The organism is Lysinibacillus sp. NPDC096418 (genome assembly GCF_044762775.1).
Lineage (GTDB): Bacteria > Bacillota > Bacilli > Bacillales_A > Planococcaceae > Lysinibacillus.
Genome location: NZ_JBIWEY010000037.1, coordinates 24,642 through 42,649, shown reverse-complemented (window position 1 = coordinate 42,649; position 18,008 = coordinate 24,642). Strand labels below are relative to the sequence as shown.

Genomic DNA, 18,008 nt, shown 5'->3' with positions numbered 1-18,008 from the left:
AATGACTCCGGCAGCATACCGAAGTCATTTAATCGCTGTTTAATGTAGCAAATGGTCTTTTATTAAACTGTCTACTTTATAGGGTTCAGTTCATACCACAGTAGATGAGCTTTTTATTAGTGACTCTATTAAAAAGTGATAAAAAGACCTCGTATCGAGGTCTTTTTATGTACTCCTCAACATCTGAACAGTCCTGTAATTTGATTTTTGACACGCCGAAATAAGCATTTGTTCTACACGATTTTAAAATGCTACATTTTTCCCTAATTCAAGCCAGTGAAACCAAAATAAGTAGTTATCCAGATATTTCGTTGCAACCCCATGGAAACGTTCCATCCAAGTTTTTAAACGAATATGGAAGTTATTAACATGCTGTATATGAAATATGCCTTTGGTGTAGATCGATATTTTGTTTGTAAAAATATCTCTAAAAATATTTAATTATCTTATTTTTGAGTTTTTTTTCTAAAGTATAAAAATAGTTAACTTTCGATATATTAATAATTTGTTTATAAAAATGCCATAATAATGTGGATAAAAATTGTCTGATACTATTTTGATATTATTTTATTGGTGCTATTACAGTATAATCCGCTCAGTAACACCTCAATATCGAGATACTAATATACAAAATAAGGAGGAATTTTGAATGATGAACTGGTTACGTACCAATGTGTATGCTTCATATTTTATTTTATTTCTAAGATTATATATCGGATATCAGTGGGTTACTGTTGGGATGGGCAAAATCAATGGAGGATTCGAATCTACAGGTTATCTAACAAATATAGTAGCTAACCCAGTAAAGGGAGCGGATGGTGCGGTTGTTTATCCGGTGTACAATTATTTTATTGAACATTTCGCTCTACCTAATGCAGAGCTTTTTAATGTATTAGTTCCATGGGGTGAGTTATTAATAGGTTTAGGCCTTATTTTAGGTATTTTTACTACTACAGCAGCATTCTTTGGTTTATTAATGAATTTCATGTTTTTCTTTGGTGGTACTGTTTCGACAAACGCAACATTTATTTTAGTTCAATTTTTCATCCTGGTAGCGGGGGCAAATGCAGGACGCATTGGTGGAGATCGTTGGGTACTTCCATGGCTTAGAACAAATGTATTCAAGAAAAAACAAACAAACAAACAAAATGCTTAATTAGCAATTATAAATTGGATATCAAATAATAGAGCTGTCATCTTGACAGCTCTATTATTATTTTTCCTAACTTTTTCTATTAACATCTTCGAGTAAGGGCATTAGTTGTTCGAAATTCAAAGTAACCACCGCTAATATGATATAAGAGGTTAACTTATGGACCATCTACTATTTGTAAGTAAGTATTATTTCACATCTTTTTTATAAGCAACAAATCGTAAACGCCAATAATCAGCAACCCATTCGTCCCCATGATAGTATGTTGGCTTTAATAGCTCTTCACATTTTGTATAGACTTGTTCTTTCTCAACATCGGATAAATGTTGCAATATATTATGACTAAACATCTTAAGCCAATTTCTTAGGCCATCTTCGCTCTGAAGCGGTGTAGGGCGTTCATATAAATAAATTGTTTCGACAGTGAAGCCAGTACTTTCTAATCGTGTTTGATACTCTTCAACTGATGGAAAATACCAGGGGAAGTAGTCTTCAATATATGGGAAATTTAGGGCAAACATGCTTTGTTGCAGGGCACCAACAATGGAAGCGATGTTACCTTGTCCACCCATTTCTGCGACAAAGCGACCATTTGGTTTTAATGCATTGTAAATATTTTGGATAACCTTGTCTTGTTGCTTCATCCAGTGGAGGGCTGCATTTGAGAAAGCGGCATCGAATTGATTGGTAAAGTCCAAAGCTGCAGCATCCTGTGTCTTGAATTCAATTGTTGGATATTTTTGTTGTGCAGCAATAATCATATCCTGTGAAAAATCGGTTCCAAGCACGATGGCTCCGCGGGTTGCGATTTCATGTGCCAAATCCCCTGTACCACAGCCGACATCTAATATCATTTCTTTTTCCTTTGGAGCAAGAACGTCGACTAAGTTTTCTCCAAATTTTGAAACGAAGTCGTGCTTTTGATCATATAAACTAGCATTCCATTTTGTTTTCATCATTTCTTCATCTCCTTTGTATGAGCATAACAAAGAGATTGAGAGAGCGAAAATGCTGAAAAATAGCTGTTTTGATTCCGAATTGGAATATGTTACAAATAATTCGCTTGTTAAACTGAATATTGAAACTTTATTTTGGATGTTTCGTATACAAATTAATGAAAGGGGATTATGAAATGAGCGAAATACAAATGAAAAGTAAAGATAGGAATGGACGCATGCTATTTTCAGTGTTTTTTGGTGCTTCAATAGGTGCGGTTCTGGGAGTTATTGCTTATGTGAATAATTGGTTAGGATAAAATAAAAAATGCCTACAAAGGGAGCTAACCCACTGTAGGCATTTTTATTTACTTTTCAAGTTTTGTTAATGTTTTACCAGACCATCCAAATGCAATTGTTAAAATCGGACCGAGTAGGCAGAAGAATGTGAAGGGTAGGTAAGTCATTGTTGGAATATCAAGTACACTTGTAATGAAAATACCACATACACTCCATGGAACAAGTGGATTGATGACTGTTCCCGCATCCTCCATAACACGTGATAAGTTTTTCGGTGCCAAGCCAACTTTTGCAAACTGTGCTTTAAATGCTTCACCTGTTAGTAAAATTGATAGGTACTGCTCACCGACAAGTGTATTAACACCAATACCAGTAACAGCTGCACCTGTAATAACAGAGCCTGCACTAGTGAAAAGACTTTCTACTTTCGCTAATAGGCTTTGAATAATCCCGAGTGTGAACAACAACCCACCCATAGTTAAAGCTAGTAATACTAATGCTATAGTAAATAACATACTATTCATACCGCCACGTGTAAGAAGGGCATCTACTTCTTCGATACCAGTTGCAGATTTATAACCGTTAAACAACATATCGAATACGCTTGATAGGGCAATAGGTTCATTCACGTAAGCAAGTCCAATACCAATGATTGAAACAACTGCAAGAGAAATAAGCGCTGGTGCCTTGTAAAACGTCATAATTACAAGTACTACAAGTGGCAATAATGTATACCAATGGACAAGCCCTGTTGCAAGTAAGCCTTCTTTAAACTGTTCGACTGTTTCAAAAGAAGCGCCTGTACCTGTTGGTGAAAGAATTGCGTATAACACAAAGGAAATTACGAAGGCAGGAATTGTCGTCCAGCCCATGTTTTTAATATGTTCGAATAAATCAACGCCAACTGTGCCTGATGCTAGGTTTGTTGTATCTGAAAGAGGTGACATTTTATCACCAAAGAATGCACCTGAAACGATGGCACCAGCCGTAATCGCTAATGAGATATCCATTGCACTTGCAATGCCGATAAATGCGACCCCAACTGTTGCGACTGTCGTAAGTGAACTACCTACTGAAATACCGACAATGCTACACACTAAAAAAACAATAGCAAAGAAAAAGCTAGGAGACACAGTTGAAAAACCGTAGTAAATGAGTGTTGGAATTGTACCGCCCATCATCCAACTAGATATTAAAATGCCGATGAAGAAGAAAATAAAAACAGCGCCAAGTCCAGCACTTGCACCTGCAATCATGCCTGCTTCAAGATCTCGAAATGAAACTTTTTTTATAAGTCCATAAGCTATTAATAAAGAAATTACAAGGACAATTGGAATATGGGGTGTGGCTTTCAAAAAACTAATACTAATCCCCATTGTAATAATAATTAATAATGTAATGATGCAAGCCTCAAGAAAACGAGGATTGCTCTTTGCTGCAATACGAAACATGATGATCCTCCTAAACACTTTTGCGCTTCAATGCGTTGAAGTCTAAAAGTATTATAACATGCTATAAAATTAAGTCAATTAACTGAAAATTTAATTTATTTAATAGATTTTGAGAGGGGAAAGTAAGAGATTACACTCAAAATTTATCATTAAAAAGTTTACTTCGATAGAATGTATCACACTCTCAATGAAATGGAACATTCCTGAATGGAACGGATTACTACGCCCACAAACGGAACATTCCTCAATCGAACGAATCTCTCTGCAAAGAAAAAAATTGTGTCCATATTAAATTATTAATGTGCGCCGAAATAATCCCATGCATTTTTTAAGATTAATGTACAAGTGACCGCAATAAAAATATAACGCATCATTGTAGCATCACGCTTTAATGCGAATTTCGAACCTAAAATCGCACCGAAAATCATAATAAAGCCCATAGGAAGTCCGTATGAAAAATTGACTTCACCTAAAGCTAAGAACATCATAAGTGCAGCTAAGTTTGATGTGAAATTAAATGCTTTCGCATTGCCAGCAGCTTGTAAAAAATCATTGCCCATCATTAAAAAGACAAAGATAAAAAATGAACCAGTGCCAGGACCAAAGAAACCATCATAAAAGCCTATTGCCGCAAAAGTGACCAAAAATAGTATTTTTTTAGTTGTATTAAGTACTTTTTGCTCAGGATCTTGACCCCAATCCTTTTTCCAAATCGTATAGCTTGCTACAAGTACGAGCATAACTAACATTAGCGGTTTTAAAATAGTAGGTGATACGAGGTGTACCGAGTAAGCACCAATTAACGATCCGATGAAAATAAATGGAAGGATTTTTCGTATTTTTGTAAAGTCTACTTTTCCCGCTCGAAAAAATGTAAGCATACTTGTTCCATTACTAATTGTATTAGCAAGTTTATTAGTTGCAATGGCAGTACTTGGTGGTAAACCAATTGCCATAAGCGCTGGTAATGAAATAAGGCCACCACCACCTACAATCGCATTCAAAAAGGAAGCGATGAATCCGAAAAATAGTAGTATTGCTAGAGATAGTAAATCAATGTTCATATGAATCGCCTCGCATCCTTTTTTTACTAAGCGTACTGTGTACGGTAAAAAATAACAATGTAATATGCAGATTTCGAGAAGAAAAGTTTACAATCCCTTAACATTTGACAGAATTATAAAGAAGTGTTTTTATTGAAAATTCCTATAGAAAATGTTTGTTTTCATAGCAAAAGTAATGTTTATACTAGCATAAATTCAATGAAATGGAAAAATCTACATGATGTTTTATAAATGTGACGATTTTTATATTACAGTATTGTAAAATTGTTTTTTTATGTTTAAAGTTCTGTAGACTTATGTTAGGAATTTGTTATGATTGTCTCGTTATTCGATAAAAACCTATTCAACTGGAGGAACACCATGTTCAAGTCAAATAAGCAAGATCCATTTTTTCAGGCGTTACTAAAAATTGCGAAAAATGTCAATGAAGGAATTTACTATGCACATAACGCACGTATTCACGACATTGATGCACTAAAAGAAATTAATGTGACAATGAAACGATATGAAACTGATGGCGATTCTCTTATTCACGAATTAATCGTGATGCTGAATAAATCTTTCATGACGCCGATCGAGCGTGAGGATATTCTTTCATTAGCAAACAAATTAGATGATGTAATTGACGGTATGGAGGGTTGTATTGCGCATTTTGATATGTACAACTTAACAGAAGTTACTGAGCCAATGCGTCAATTCTTAACATACATTGCAAAGAGTACAGATGAAATGGTACTTGCAATGGAATTACTGAACAAAAAGAAACTAGTCGAAATGCGTAAACACGCAATTCAAATTAAAGATTATGAACGTGAATGTGATGAAATTTTCCGCTCTTCAATGAAGCAATTATTTATTCAAGAAAAAGATCCTATGCGTCTTATTGTATTCAAAGATATTTACGAACAATTTGAAGAAATTGCAGATATCTGCCAAACTGTAGCAAATACAATTGAAACAATAATTATGCGTAACGCATAAAATGGAGTGTACTAGATGAATACGATTTTACTCATTACTATATTAGTCGTTGTTTTCGCATTAGTATTTGATTTTATCAACGGTTTCCATGATACAGCCAATGCGATTGCGACGTCCGTATCTACACGTGCATTAAAGCCACGTAAAGCAATTTTTATGGCGGCTATAATGAACTTTGTTGGAGCGATTACGTTCGTTGGGGTTGCCAAAGCATTAACAAAGGACATTGTAGACCCGTTCAGTTTAAATGCCTTTGATGGTGATATTACAGGTTCAGTCGTAATTCTAGCGGCTTTACTTTCGGCCATCACATGGAACTTGTTAACATGGTACTTTGGAATTCCGTCAAGTTCATCACATACATTAATTGGTTCAGTTGCCGGTGCTGCAATTGCAGCTGCGGGCTTTAACGTGTTAAACTACACAGGCTTTATTAAAATTATTCAAGCACTTATTTTCTCACCAATATTAGCGTTTGGAGCAGGTTTCTTGATGATGTCCATTTTTAAAGTAGCATTTAAAGATTTGAACTTATATAGAACGAATAAAGGTTTCCGAACGACGCAGATTTTCACAGCTGCCCTTCAGTCTTTTACGCACGGTACAAATGATGCGCAAAAAGCGATGGGTATTATTACGCTAGCATTAATAGCTGGTGGCTTGCACCAAGGCGAAGATATCCCATTTTGGGTTCGTTTAGCTGCAGCTACTGCGATGGGTCTTGGGACTTCTATTGGTGGTTACAAAATCATCAAAACAGTTGGTGGTAAGATTATGAAGATTCGCCCAGTTAACGGGGTAGCAGCTGATTTAGCATCTGCGACTGTTATCTTCGGGGCGACATTAATCCACTTACCAGTATCAACAACTCACGTTATTTCATCATCTATAATGGGTGTTGGTACAGCACACCGTGTGAAAGGTGTTAAATGGGGCATGGCACGTAAAATTGTGACAACTTGGGTAATCACAATGCCAATCTCAGCCGTTATGGCAGCTTCCATTTACTTTATATTAAGCTTATTCTTTTAATGGATATAAAGGAATGCACAATTGCGTGCATTCCTTTTTTTATTCAGCAATAGTAGAGGAGAATCGGATAAGTGATGGATAAACTCAAATTTGCACTTTTTATTGCTTAAAATGCCCACTATGGTAAAAATAAAGAAAGTGTAAAGTTAAGAAAATCAGCATGTATACATAGTAAGGTAAGTGCAGGAGGAAAAAACATGGGAGAGAAGATATTGTTAATTGAGGATGATGCGGCGATTGGGCGTATCGTAAAAGATACACTGACAAAAGAGGGCTATGCTGTTACTTGGGCAACAACTGGACTTGAAGGATTAGCGGATTTTCAAGTTGATGGTTTTGATTTAGTACTTGTCGATTGGATGCTGCCAGAAATGGATGGGCTTACAGTGTGTCAAAATATACGCTGGCAAAGTGAATTACCAATCATCATGATAAGTGCCCGTGAGGAAGAAGCGGATAAGGTGGAAGGCTTACAAGGGGCTGATGATTACTTAGCAAAACCTTTCAGCTTAGAGGAATTGAAGGCGCGTGTGGCATCACATTTACGTCGTTGGAATCGCTATAACAAAAAAGAGATAAATGAGGATAGCTCGTTTTTTGAGCATGGTCTAAACATCAATTGGCAAAAGGAAATTGTAACCTTGAAGGATGGAGAAATCTCCCTGACTCAAAAGGAATTTGCTCTCTTAAAACTATTGGCGAAAAATCCGGGCCAAACGTTTACAAAGGAAGAATTATATCAGCACGTTTGGCAACAGGCAGGGCTTGAAGATACACATACGGTAACCGTGCATATTAAGGCACTACGTGAGAAGCTGCAGGACTCTATAAAAACACCACATTATATTCAAACTGTATGGGGCAAAGGCTATCGTTTTATCGGAGAATCACTATGAAAATTAAATTTTGGCTACTAATCACGTTTTTCATTGTGATGATTTTACCAATTGGCAGTGTTTACGGTTTATATGTGTGGATCAATACCTACTACCAAGACAAAAATGTCGCAGAATATCTCGAGAAGTGGACTGAACTAGAGGCGCTAAAAGTAATGCTAGATGATCCAACATTGTACAACAAAAATAATGATTTTAGCGCTGTAGAAGCACTTAGTAGTGATCAGGTGGGAATTTCACTGTACTCGCAAAACGGTTTTATTTATTATAGTTCAAATCCATTGTCTTCAGTTTTTATTTCGAAAGATGACCTGTTCAGAGATTTATTTGAATTTCAGAAAAAGTATAACGCTTTTACATATAAAGAGCCTATCTATCAAAAGGGTGAACTTGTAGGGCTATATGAGGTACAACTTGTTCGTACGGATTGGGTGCAGGAGGTTGAAAGACGTTCATTCCTAGTGATTGGAGGAGTAATTACATTATTTATCTTAATTTATGGCATAGTAATTTGGTTACTTCAGAGTAAGTTGAATCGACCATTACAAGAGCTGATGCAACAAATGCGTGCTTTTGCTAAAGGTGAAGATGTGAAATCTGATTTTAGTGTACGAAAGGACGAAATTGGTGAGGTTGCACAAACCTTTTTTGCCATGCAAAGGGAAATTGAAGCTTCGCGTACACTATTAAAGAAAGAGCAGGAACAAAAAGAATTGATGATTGCTAGTATCTCACATGATTTAAAAACGCCGTTAACAGCCATTCAAACCTATGCAGAAAGCTTGCAAAACAAGAAGTTAACTGTTGAAGAGCAATGTGAATATCGACAAGTCATTTTAAAAAAGTCTACTCTAATGAAACAAATGCTAGAAGACTTACTCATGTATACATTGTTGCAATCAACAAGCTATGATTTAGAACTTGTTGAAGTAGAGGGCGCTGAGTTTTTTGAAATGGCTTTATCTGAATATGAGCCACTTTGTATTAATAGAGGCTTTGCTCTAGATGTCATGTGCGAAGTAGAAGGTATATATGCAGTTCACCCGAAACAGTTACAACGTGTAATTGATAACTTGATGAGTAATGCTTGGCGTTACGGTGAACCAGGAAGTGTCATTGGATTAGCTGCTGTAAACGCAGGAGATGTCCCAAAGTGGTGCTTTGACTTTGTGAAATTAGCATTAACAAAGCGTGATGGCATGTATATCATTGTCCAAAATTGTGGGCAAGGAGTGAAAGAACAGGAAATTGCAAAGTTATTTGAACCGATGTATCAAGCAGATGATGCGCGTACAAAGGCTGGACAGCGGGGATCCGGGCTTGGTTTAAATATTGCGAAACAAATTGTAAATAAGCATGGAGGGACAGTAGAGATGGTGTCACAAGATGGTATTGGGACAGCTGTACTTTGCTGGCTTCCATAACAAAGGAGATAATAAAAATGAAATGGAAAAACTCACTACGTGCAGCTGGTTTAGTTGCGACATTATCTATAGGACTCTTTGCGTGTAATACGGAATCTCCGTTTTCACCGCAGGAAGTCATTGCACAAGTATTACAGGAAACGGAAGCAATTAGTTCATATTACGGTGAATATACTATGGATATGGGTGAAGTTGGTGGTCTTGCAAAAGTGAAAGAGTGGACTAAGGATGGTAAACGTCGTATTGAAATGACAACTGAAGATGGAGAGCATAATATTACAGTTTATGATGGTGTACACACGATCTCTTTTGATGTAGTGAAAAATCATGTGCTGAAAATGGAATTACCAGAAGAACAGTTAGAGGGTTTAAACAGCCAATCACCTAAAGAACAAGCGGAAATGACACTAAACATGGTGAAGGATACGCATACTATTTCAATTGCAAATGAAGAAAAGATTGCGGGGCGTGATACCTATCATATCGTAGCAAAAACAAAAAAAGCAGATACTTTATTTGGCGATTTAGATATATGGATTGATAAGAAAACATGGCAAACGTTAAAAATGACAACTATCAGTTTTGGCAACAAAATGACGACTGAATATACAAAAATGGACACTGATATCAAGATAGACGATACAAAATTTATACTGGATATTCCTAAAGATGCAACTATTGAAGAAGTGAACTTAGAAGATAATCTCCCAGAAGAAGTTTCACTAGAAGTACTAAAAGAAAAACTTGGTGAATTTTTAATGGTTCCTGAAGCAGATGGTTTGCAGGCAATAAAGTTTGAAGATATGCGTGTAGAAGAACGCCCAGAGTTTGCGATTACGTATGTAAAGGATGATCTACCTGCCTTTAGTGTTTCGGTCTTTAAAATTGTCGGCAATTATACAGAATTTGGTGGAGAACAAACGCTGATGGAAAAGGAAATAGAAGTGCGTGGTAAAAAGGGTACACGAATAGAACAAGGAGATTTCCGTCTTATTAACTGGCAAGAAAATGGCTATCAATACAGCATCATGGCAGAAAATAAAGACCTAACTGTGGAGGATTTGCTCGCTTATACAGAAAAAATGAGTATTGTTCAGTGAGGTGAGGTACATGCAAAAAGGTGGCTTTGTAAAATGTTTAGCTTTATTTTTATTTAGCACGATATTTTTGTACGGCGTTGGTGAGACGTATAATATAGAGTGGCTACAATTTCAGTTGTTATCTGAAAGTAGTGAGGGTGGATTTAGGATGAGTTTTAGTTCACTCACGCCGGTGATCGGTGGTTTACTTGTTGTCGCGTTATACGAAATCGCACTTAAGCGGATAATATAACAGACTATTTTATTAAACGCGACCTAGTCGTTAAAATCCACTCGTGAAAGCGGAGTGGATTTTAACATGGTAGGGTAGATGAGAGCTAAACTTGAATAAAATGTTGATTAGCTAGTTTATTGTTGAGCCTCATTACAAGGGGCTCCTTTTTTATTGTGAAACGGTGGAAGCGTGGGAATCGTTAATATTATAGGAGGGGGAGGTGAACGATATTCTTGAAAAAATCATCGATGATCATGCGGAGCATTTACTGCGTTTAGCTTATTTTTATGTAAAAGATCGGCAAGTTGCAGAGGATATTGTGCAGGAAGTTTTTATTAAGTTTTCGTCGCAAGCATATGAGGAACGAGGGCTTTTGCGTGCGTATTTATCGACATTAACAATCAATAAAAGTAAAGATTACTTAAAGAGCTGGCATTATAAAAAAATTATCTTACAAGAGAAATTATTCCCCATGCGTGCAAAAAAACATAAGGATGCACTCGTAGAGGCAGAAGAACGTTCGCAAATTGGTGCTGCGATTATTAAACTGCCACTTCAATATAGAGAACCAATATTGCTTTATTATTATGAGGAAATGAAGGTTGCAGAAATTGCGACTACACTAGGTATCCCTGAAAATACGGTTAAAACAAGGCTAAGGAGAGCTCGTGAAGCATTGAAGCCATTTTTAAAACAAGAAGAATGGGAGGTGTTGATGCATGAATGATGTCAAAAAAGAACTGGTGAAAGTCGCGGGAGATATGACTAATAGTAAAGCGCGTATTAAGGAACGTGTACGCCATCAACATGCTCCCAAGTTGAAAAAACCACTTCGATTTATGACAATGAGTGTAGTTGTAACATTATGCTTAGTTAGTTTTATCGTAGTGCAGTTGGTAGAGAAGGACTCGAAGCAGATGGCGCAATTATTTAACGATACACAGCTAACATACTTTAAGGATTTAGAGCGCATCATGTATCTTAACGAGGAGTTAAAATTGGAGAATGCTTATGCACGATATGAGCAAAAACTAGCGTCCTATTATTATGCACAGTTTCTTGGATTTGAGAGTACAGTAAAGGAGATAGCAGCAGAGAAGTTCCAGCGCTACAAGGAGCTTCAAGACTTACCTGATACCCCTATATATGCAGTGTTCAAAGACAATGGGGTAGATAAATATTTTGCTACGTACATTGAGCCGATGTTACCGATGTTTGTTGCGGAAAAGAAGTTAATAAATTTATATAAGGAAAGATATCCAACTTTTCCTCAAACGATGGTACAGCAAATAGCTGAACAAGATGCGATCCGATACTTTAATAAGCATTTTACTGAAGAGGCACAGTCTTTTCAAGAAGAACTCGGCTTGGAACATTATGTGAATATTCCGTATAGCTCACCCTTTGTAGGGACTATTGTTGAAGTCGAAGATAATGCCTTTTTATTTGTTGAAGGGGCTATTCCAGAAGAATTGGAACAATTATCGGTTAAAGAAATCATTGAAAAATACGCGAATGCAACCTGGTATCCAGTAGAAGAGGGGGTTTCGGTAAAAACGGGAGACTATGTTGAGGTTTCATCATCGAGTTCGGTTTCAGAAAATAGCAACATTGAACGCTATGGCTTACTGCATAGTATGACAATTGTGGATCCTACTATCACAACAAAGCTTACGCTGCAAAATACTAATGATGTTGCGCAATTTTTGCAACAACTAAATTGGAAACAAGATAAAGCTAGTATCGTTCGACCTCCTGACTATTCATTTATGCTAGACAAAGTACGGGTGGACGTATGGGTTACTCATGCCAAGACACTCCGCTTATATGCACTAGAGTATGGTGAAGTTAATCTTGGTGACAAAAGTTCGGACCGATTAAAAGGATTGTTAGGTATCTAGAGTTCACAACAAGTCTCTTACGGAGAGGCTTGTTTTTTAGTTCAAAAGAAGTGGTATTAGGCTGTATTACTCATTATTTAGAAAATAAAGAGGTGTAAAGTATGGTGATATTTTTCTATTTGATATAGTATAAAAGAAGTGAGAGGTTTTAAAAAAAGGAGGAAGCTGTGTGGTTAGGGAAGAATTTGAAGAACTACTTCTAACATTAAAAGCTTTATATAGCGCGAATCGCTATTTAGAATATATTGAGTTGAGTAGTGCTGCCATTGATAATGCTTATGCACTGGAGATGTATGATCAAGCAATGATATTGCTCCGTTATCGTTGTGCGAGTTATTTTCAAATTGGCGATTTGCAAATTGCGATTAATGTTCTTGAACAATACCGTGAACTTACCTTTAAATACGGCAATGATATTGATTTAATTCAGTATTTTTCATTGGCCTCCACTTACTGGGGAACTTTCGGCCATCGGAAAAAATCCGAAGAGCTCATGCTGAAGGGTCTTGAAATTGCTAAACGCATTGAACATGTAGAAAGCATGGGGAAAATTTATAATAACTTAAGTGTTTTAGAAATTGAATTAGGTGAGTTTCGTCAGGCTAAGGAATTTGCATTGGAGAGCCTTTATTATTGTAATACATTCGAAACCAAACATGTACAACCTTTTACAGAAGTAATCCATCCAAAGACAAATTTAGCACTTGCACATATTGGGTTGGAAGAATTTCAACAAGCGGATGAGTTATTACAGGGACTACTAGCCGATATTCATGACCCGCCATACAGTAAAGCACAATTAGAGGTGTTCATTGCTCATGCCCTACTATGTGAAAAACGGGGGGATGTTGGTGAAGCGATTGATATTTATCAAAAATCAAAACACTATGCATTGCAAAATAACGATTTATCCTTGTTACAGTCAATATACAATTCATTAGTAAAGTTAATTGAGCAACAAGGGAACAAAATAATATTATGTGCTGTGCAAAAAGAATATATTAGCATTTTATTGGAAATCCAAAAAGAAAATTATACACAACTATTATTTGAAATGGAATATAATGATCAGAAAAAACAATTTGAAAAAACAGCGTTTATCGATCCATTGACAAACATTTATAATCGACGCTATTTTGACGAGCATGCACAGAAGATGCTTAAAATGGCCGCGAATGAAAAGCAGCAATTAGCGTTACTAATGATCGACTTAGATCATTTTAAATCGATAAATGATTCAAATGGTCATTTATTTGGCGACGATGCGCTAGTATTAACTGCGACAACATTACAGCAGTATTTTGAGCAATATGAAGATTCAATTGTTTCGCGTTTTGGTGGAGATGAATTTATCGTGCTGACAAAAATAATTGCGGGGCAAACGGAACAGACGGTGACTGAAAACTTATATAAAAAACTGACGTCGCTTGCTTTATCGGTAGGTGCAGAAGTTGTGAATTTAGAATTTAGTATTGGAGTTAGTACAAATGATGAAGCTAGAATTACAAATATTGGACAAATTATTAAAAACGCAGACAATGCATTATACGCATCCAAGCGCAATGGACGTAATCAAATTACAATTTATAACCACTATAGTAATGTTGGAAATGATAAATAATGAAACATAATGTGCAAGTACTCGAGTAGATGAGGAGTACTTGCACATTATGTTGTTTCTATTAGTAAATATGAAGATGGTATTACAATGACTATTTTTCATTGGAGAGGAATGGTGCATGTTCAAGGGACGTAATCTGTTGTGAGTAGCATTTATTTAGATTTTACTCTCAAATTATCAAGTTGAATCAATTTTCTTTGGAAATTTGAATCGGAATGGCGTTGTCATCCGTCAGTAGTGTAGAAGGTAGGTGAGGACAGCGGTGGAAATAGAAGATGTCATCGCGCAACACGGCGATTATTTGTTAAAGGTTGCGTATTTATATGTGAAAAATGAGGCGACGGCAGAGGATATTGTACAAGATGTCTTTATTGCATTTTATCAAAAGCAGGGGCAATTTAGGCAGCAATCATCGCTACGTACATATTTGGTGAAAATGACAGTTAATCGCAGCCATGATTATTTGCGAAGCTGGAAAAGTAAACGGCTGTCATTGTTCGAAAAAATAACGGGCAAAACAACATATCATACACCCGAAAAAGAGGTGCTCATTAAATCTAGTAAGCGAGAGTTAGTTGAAGCATTGTTTACACTATCGGTTCAGTACAGAGAGGTGCTAATTCTCTACTATTTTGAGGATATGACGACAGTGGAAATCGCACAGCTTGTAGGTTGTCCAGAAGCAACGGTGCGTACAAGGCTACAACGTGCGAGAAAACAACTAGCCGTGACAATTGGTGAAAATGACTGGGAGGTGTTACGCAATGAATCGATTTAAGGAAGATATACTGCAAGAGCTGCAAGATGTAAGGTTAACAGATGAAAAAAAGCATGCTATTGCGCAAAAAGCTCGTAGGAAAGGCATGCCGAGAAGAAGTGATCAGTGGCAGTACCGAATCGTTCTAGCGACATTTACCTTATGTGCAATTGCCTTTAGTTATTTATTTTCGCAGGATGAGGAGAATAAAACAGGTGTTCATCAAGGAGCAATGGTACAACAAAAAACGGATGCATCGAGCTTTTGGACATTTTTAGAATCTGATTTGGTGAGTGGATTGCTGTTAGTTGGAATAACAGCTTGCTTAACGTTAATAATTAAATACACCTTGAAGAAGAAAAATTATGGTTTACCTGTATGTATAGAATGTGGGGAGACATGGTCACATAAGCAAGCACATAAATTTCATTGGAAGAATGGGGAAATCGAGTGTCCTCATTGTGGGAAAAAGCAATATCGCACAAAAAAATCAGTACAATTAGGTGCTCTATTAAATATCCCTATTTCATTGATGGTCTTTATGCATTTTTTATTCGATAATTTTTTTATTGGATTTATTTTTTATTTTTTAAGTATCATTATTTTTTATCATCAATTAGTTCCTTATTTATTTGATTTGCAAGAAGATGATCCAATGAATGAGCCACTTTGGTAAATAATATTTACACAAGAAATTGCTAGTATGCTATAGCAATTTCTTTTTTTATGCCTATTTTTCAAAATTGATTGACAATAGTTATCATTTGATTTATCGTTGTGTTAACTTAATTGTAATTGTAGTTAACGCACAAGGGGAGGCACTTTATTTTGAAAAAAAGTAGTACATACCAATACGTTTTAGCAGCATTTGGGGCAGCGATTATCGCGGTGCTTGCGCAGGTGACGATTCCATTGCCACTAGTACCAATTACAGGGCAAACATTAGCAATCGGTCTAGTTGTAACAATTTTAGGTGCAAAATTAGGGACTTTATCAGTACTATTATATATTTTACTTGGAGCAGTTGGAATTCCCGTATTTACAGGTTTTGTTGGTGGACTCGGTATCATTGTTGGGCTTACTGGTGGTTACATTGTAGGCTTCTTACCGACAGCTATTATTATGGGACTGTATATGAAAAAATTTGGCTTAACGATTCCACATGCCATTGTAGCTAACGTCATTGGGATGGTAATCACACTTGCATTTGGTACAACGTGGTTAAAAATTGTAGCTGAATTATCTTGGAACGCAGCATTTATGGCTGGTGCAGCAACATTTATTATCCCTGGATTATTAAAAGCAGCTTTAGCAGCTTGGCTTGGCGTCGTTGTTCGTCGTCGTTTAGAAACAGCACATCTAGTCGAAGCTACTGTATAAGAGAGGCGAATGAACTTGGCAACTTTGTGGACAGGCGGTAAGATTTACACGATGGTAAGTGACGGCGAAACTGTCGAAGCTGTGCTTGAACATAACGGAAAAATTGTGGCAACAGGTGAGGTAGATCGCTTGTTGCCACAAGCTACTTTTATCCAAGATTTAAAGGGAAATGTCATGTATCCGGGCTTTGTCGATAGTCATTTACATATTCTTGGCTATGGGGAAAAGTTAAAGCATCTTGATGTATCCAATGTGAAAAGTAAGGATGAATTACTAGCGCTTATCCGTGCTCGAATGGAAATCGTACATTCGAATGAGTGGGTCATTGCGATTGGGCTCAATGAAACCCAGTTTGACGAGCCGATATTTCCAACGTTAGCGGAACTTGATGTACTCGGAGAGGCGCATCTTATTATCAAGCGAAGCTGTCATCATTTACTATTAGCAAACTCCAAAGCGTTAGTTTTTGCAGGGATTACTGATGCTACACCTTCTCCAGAGGGGGGGATTATTGAAAAGGTCGATGGCCGAGTAACGGGTGTTTTAAAGGATGCAGCGCTTTATATGATTGTCAATCATATGCCACATATTACACCAGCGTATATTGAGGATGCGCTTGAAAAGGCTGTGATGTCATTGCAAGCGGTTGGGCTCGTCGGTGGGCATTCTGAGGATTTAAGCTATTATGGACCACCTTATCAGCCAATTGATGCTTTTCGTAAAATCGTCGAAGATAGGCAAACATTTAAAGTTCATTTGTTACAGCATCATCAAGTATTTAAGGAAATAATGAACGCCGATTTGAACAAGAACAGGTCGCCTTATTTGGAGTTTGGGGCAATGAAAATATTTGTCGACGGAGCATTTGGTGGACGAACGGCGGCACTGCGAGAACCGTATTGTGATGATCCGGAAAATAGCGGAATGCTTGTTCATTCAAAAGCTCAGCTTGAGGAGTTAGTTCAACTTGCTAGATGTTACGATCAAACGGTTGCGGTGCATGCGATTGGTGATTTAGCCATTGATTTGATTTTAGATGTTTTTGCGAAATGTCCACCACGGGAGGGTCAGCTTGATCGTGTGATTCATTGTAGCTTAGTAAATGAGCAGATTCTTGCTAAATTAGCCTCACTGCCAGTTGCGATTGATATGCAACCTCAGTTTGTACAGGGTGAATACACAGCGGAAATGGCTCGGCTTGGTGACAAACGTACTAAGGGACTACACCCACTAAAATCATTATTAAATAGGGGACTTATCGTAGCTGGTGGCAGTGATGCACCGATAGAAGTACCTAATCCACTGTATGGAATTTATGCGGCTGTCACTAGACGGAATTTCGGGGAGTACCATGATGGTTATGGCGCACAGGAGAAAATATCACGCTTTGAAGCGGTGCAACTATATACAGTTGGTGCTGCTGCCATCATTGGACAACAACATAACCGTGGACAAATCGCACCTGGTTTTTCAGCTGATTTTACTGTGTTTACAGATGATATATTTAAGGTGGAAATTGAGAAACTGCCAAATATTGAAGTTGCACATACAGTCGTGGATGGCAAGATTGTTTATGAAAAGGACTAAAAAATCGTTGTGGAGATAATCTTCACAACGATTTTTTTTGTAGTTCCTCAACTTGTTTCTCTAAATGATTGATACGCATCGTTAACTCGTGTACTTGTTGATCAGGTGATGAGTGTTTATTTTTTGAGAAGACCGTTATTAGCAAACGAGTGATAATCACAATCATAGATATTAATATGGTGAAAATGAAAATCGAAGAAATGATATCTCCT

18 protein-coding genes and 1 pseudogene are annotated in these 18,008 nt (G+C 36.9%); 15 read left to right on the top strand and 4 right to left on the bottom strand.

Annotated elements, in window-relative coordinates:
• Positions 1-165: 165 nt before the first annotated feature.
• Positions 166-393, bottom strand: a pseudogene (locus ACIQZG_RS20540) (IS1595 family transposase); the annotation flags it as partial.
• A gap of 256 nt (positions 394-649) precedes the next feature.
• Here ACIQZG_RS20540 and ACIQZG_RS20535 point away from each other — a divergent pair.
• On the top strand, positions 650-1,156 hold the full coding sequence (locus tag ACIQZG_RS20535) for a DoxX family membrane protein (protein WP_402757361.1): 507 nt from the start codon (positions 650-652) through the stop codon (positions 1,154-1,156).
• 185 nt (positions 1,157-1,341) lie between these two features.
• Here ACIQZG_RS20535 and ACIQZG_RS20530 read toward each other — a convergent pair whose 3' ends face one another.
• Entirely contained in the window at positions 1,342-2,112 is a 771-nt protein-coding gene (locus ACIQZG_RS20530) for a class I SAM-dependent methyltransferase (protein ID WP_402757359.1), read from the bottom strand.
• Positions 2,113-2,285: 173 nt separating this feature from the next.
• On the opposite strand from ACIQZG_RS20530, the gene ACIQZG_RS20525 reads away from it, so the two are divergent.
• Positions 2,286-2,408: a hypothetical protein gene (locus ACIQZG_RS20525; RefSeq protein ID WP_402757357.1), complete on the top strand. Its 123-nt coding sequence runs from the start codon at positions 2,286-2,288 to the stop codon at positions 2,406-2,408.
• Positions 2,409-2,456: 48 nt separating this feature from the next.
• Here the strand turns inward: ACIQZG_RS20525 and nhaC are convergent, their stop codons facing one another.
• Positions 2,457-3,839, bottom strand: coding sequence for a Na+/H+ antiporter NhaC (nhaC, locus tag ACIQZG_RS20520; RefSeq protein WP_402757355.1), 1,383 nt, complete (start codon positions 3,837-3,839; stop codon positions 2,457-2,459).
• Between the two features lie 296 nt (positions 3,840-4,135).
• Complete coding sequence (locus ACIQZG_RS20515) at positions 4,136-4,903, bottom strand: sulfite exporter TauE/SafE family protein (RefSeq protein WP_402757353.1); 768 nt, start codon at positions 4,901-4,903, stop codon at positions 4,136-4,138.
• 360 nt (positions 4,904-5,263) lie between these two features.
• Between ACIQZG_RS20515 and ACIQZG_RS20510 the strand changes: the two genes are divergently transcribed.
• From ACIQZG_RS20510 to ACIQZG_RS20450, 13 genes are all read left to right on the top strand, one after another.
• Positions 5,264-5,884, top strand: coding sequence for a DUF47 domain-containing protein (locus tag ACIQZG_RS20510; RefSeq protein WP_402757351.1), 621 nt, complete (start codon positions 5,264-5,266; stop codon positions 5,882-5,884).
• 15 nt (positions 5,885-5,899) lie between these two features.
• Positions 5,900-6,916, top strand: coding sequence for an inorganic phosphate transporter (locus ACIQZG_RS20505; RefSeq protein WP_402757350.1), 1,017 nt, complete (start codon positions 5,900-5,902; stop codon positions 6,914-6,916).
• A 197-nt stretch (positions 6,917-7,113) separates the two neighbouring features.
• Positions 7,114-7,812, top strand: coding sequence for a response regulator transcription factor (locus ACIQZG_RS20500; RefSeq protein WP_402757348.1), 699 nt, complete (start codon positions 7,114-7,116; stop codon positions 7,810-7,812).
• Entirely contained in the window at positions 7,809-9,236 is a 1,428-nt protein-coding gene (locus ACIQZG_RS20495) for a HAMP domain-containing sensor histidine kinase (RefSeq protein ID WP_402757346.1), read from the top strand. The genes ACIQZG_RS20500 and ACIQZG_RS20495 overlap by 4 nt, the downstream gene beginning before the upstream one ends.
• Positions 9,237-9,253: 17 nt before the next feature.
• Complete coding sequence (locus ACIQZG_RS20490; RefSeq protein ID WP_402757344.1) at positions 9,254-10,336, top strand: LolA family protein; 1,083 nt, start codon at positions 9,254-9,256, stop codon at positions 10,334-10,336.
• A gap of 10 nt (positions 10,337-10,346) precedes the next feature.
• Positions 10,347-10,568 (top strand): hypothetical protein, encoded by a 222-nt coding sequence (locus ACIQZG_RS20485; protein ID WP_402757342.1) that lies wholly within the window; start codon positions 10,347-10,349, stop codon positions 10,566-10,568.
• Positions 10,569-10,770: 202 nt separating this feature from the next.
• The gene (locus tag ACIQZG_RS20480; RefSeq protein ID WP_402757340.1) at positions 10,771-11,277 is read left to right on the top strand and encodes a sigma-70 family RNA polymerase sigma factor; all 507 of its coding nucleotides are present in this window, start codon (positions 10,771-10,773) and stop codon (positions 11,275-11,277) included.
• Positions 11,270-12,451 carry a DUF3221 domain-containing protein gene (locus ACIQZG_RS20475; RefSeq protein ID WP_402757338.1) on the top strand — a complete coding sequence of 394 codons (1,182 nt, stop codon included), beginning with the start codon at positions 11,270-11,272 and terminating at the stop codon, positions 12,449-12,451. Before ACIQZG_RS20480 ends, ACIQZG_RS20475 begins: the two co-directional genes overlap by 8 nt.
• Before the next feature lie 169 nt (positions 12,452-12,620).
• Positions 12,621-14,072 (top strand): GGDEF domain-containing protein, encoded by a 1,452-nt coding sequence (locus ACIQZG_RS20470; protein ID WP_402757336.1) that lies wholly within the window; start codon positions 12,621-12,623, stop codon positions 14,070-14,072.
• Between the two features lie 262 nt (positions 14,073-14,334).
• Entirely contained in the window at positions 14,335-14,850 is a 516-nt protein-coding gene (locus ACIQZG_RS20465) for an RNA polymerase sigma factor (protein ID WP_402757334.1), read from the top strand.
• Complete coding sequence (locus tag ACIQZG_RS20460) at positions 14,837-15,505, top strand: TIGR04104 family putative zinc finger protein (RefSeq protein WP_402757332.1); 669 nt, start codon at positions 14,837-14,839, stop codon at positions 15,503-15,505. Before ACIQZG_RS20465 ends, ACIQZG_RS20460 begins: the two co-directional genes overlap by 14 nt.
• Before the next feature lie 152 nt (positions 15,506-15,657).
• Positions 15,658-16,209 carry a biotin transporter BioY gene (locus tag ACIQZG_RS20455; RefSeq protein ID WP_402757330.1) on the top strand — a complete coding sequence of 184 codons (552 nt, stop codon included), beginning with the start codon at positions 15,658-15,660 and terminating at the stop codon, positions 16,207-16,209.
• Positions 16,210-16,224: 15 nt separating this feature from the next.
• Positions 16,225-17,796, top strand: a complete 1,572-nt coding sequence (locus tag ACIQZG_RS20450; protein ID WP_402757328.1) for an amidohydrolase — start codon at positions 16,225-16,227, stop codon at positions 17,794-17,796.
• Positions 17,797-18,008 lie beyond the last annotated feature (212 nt).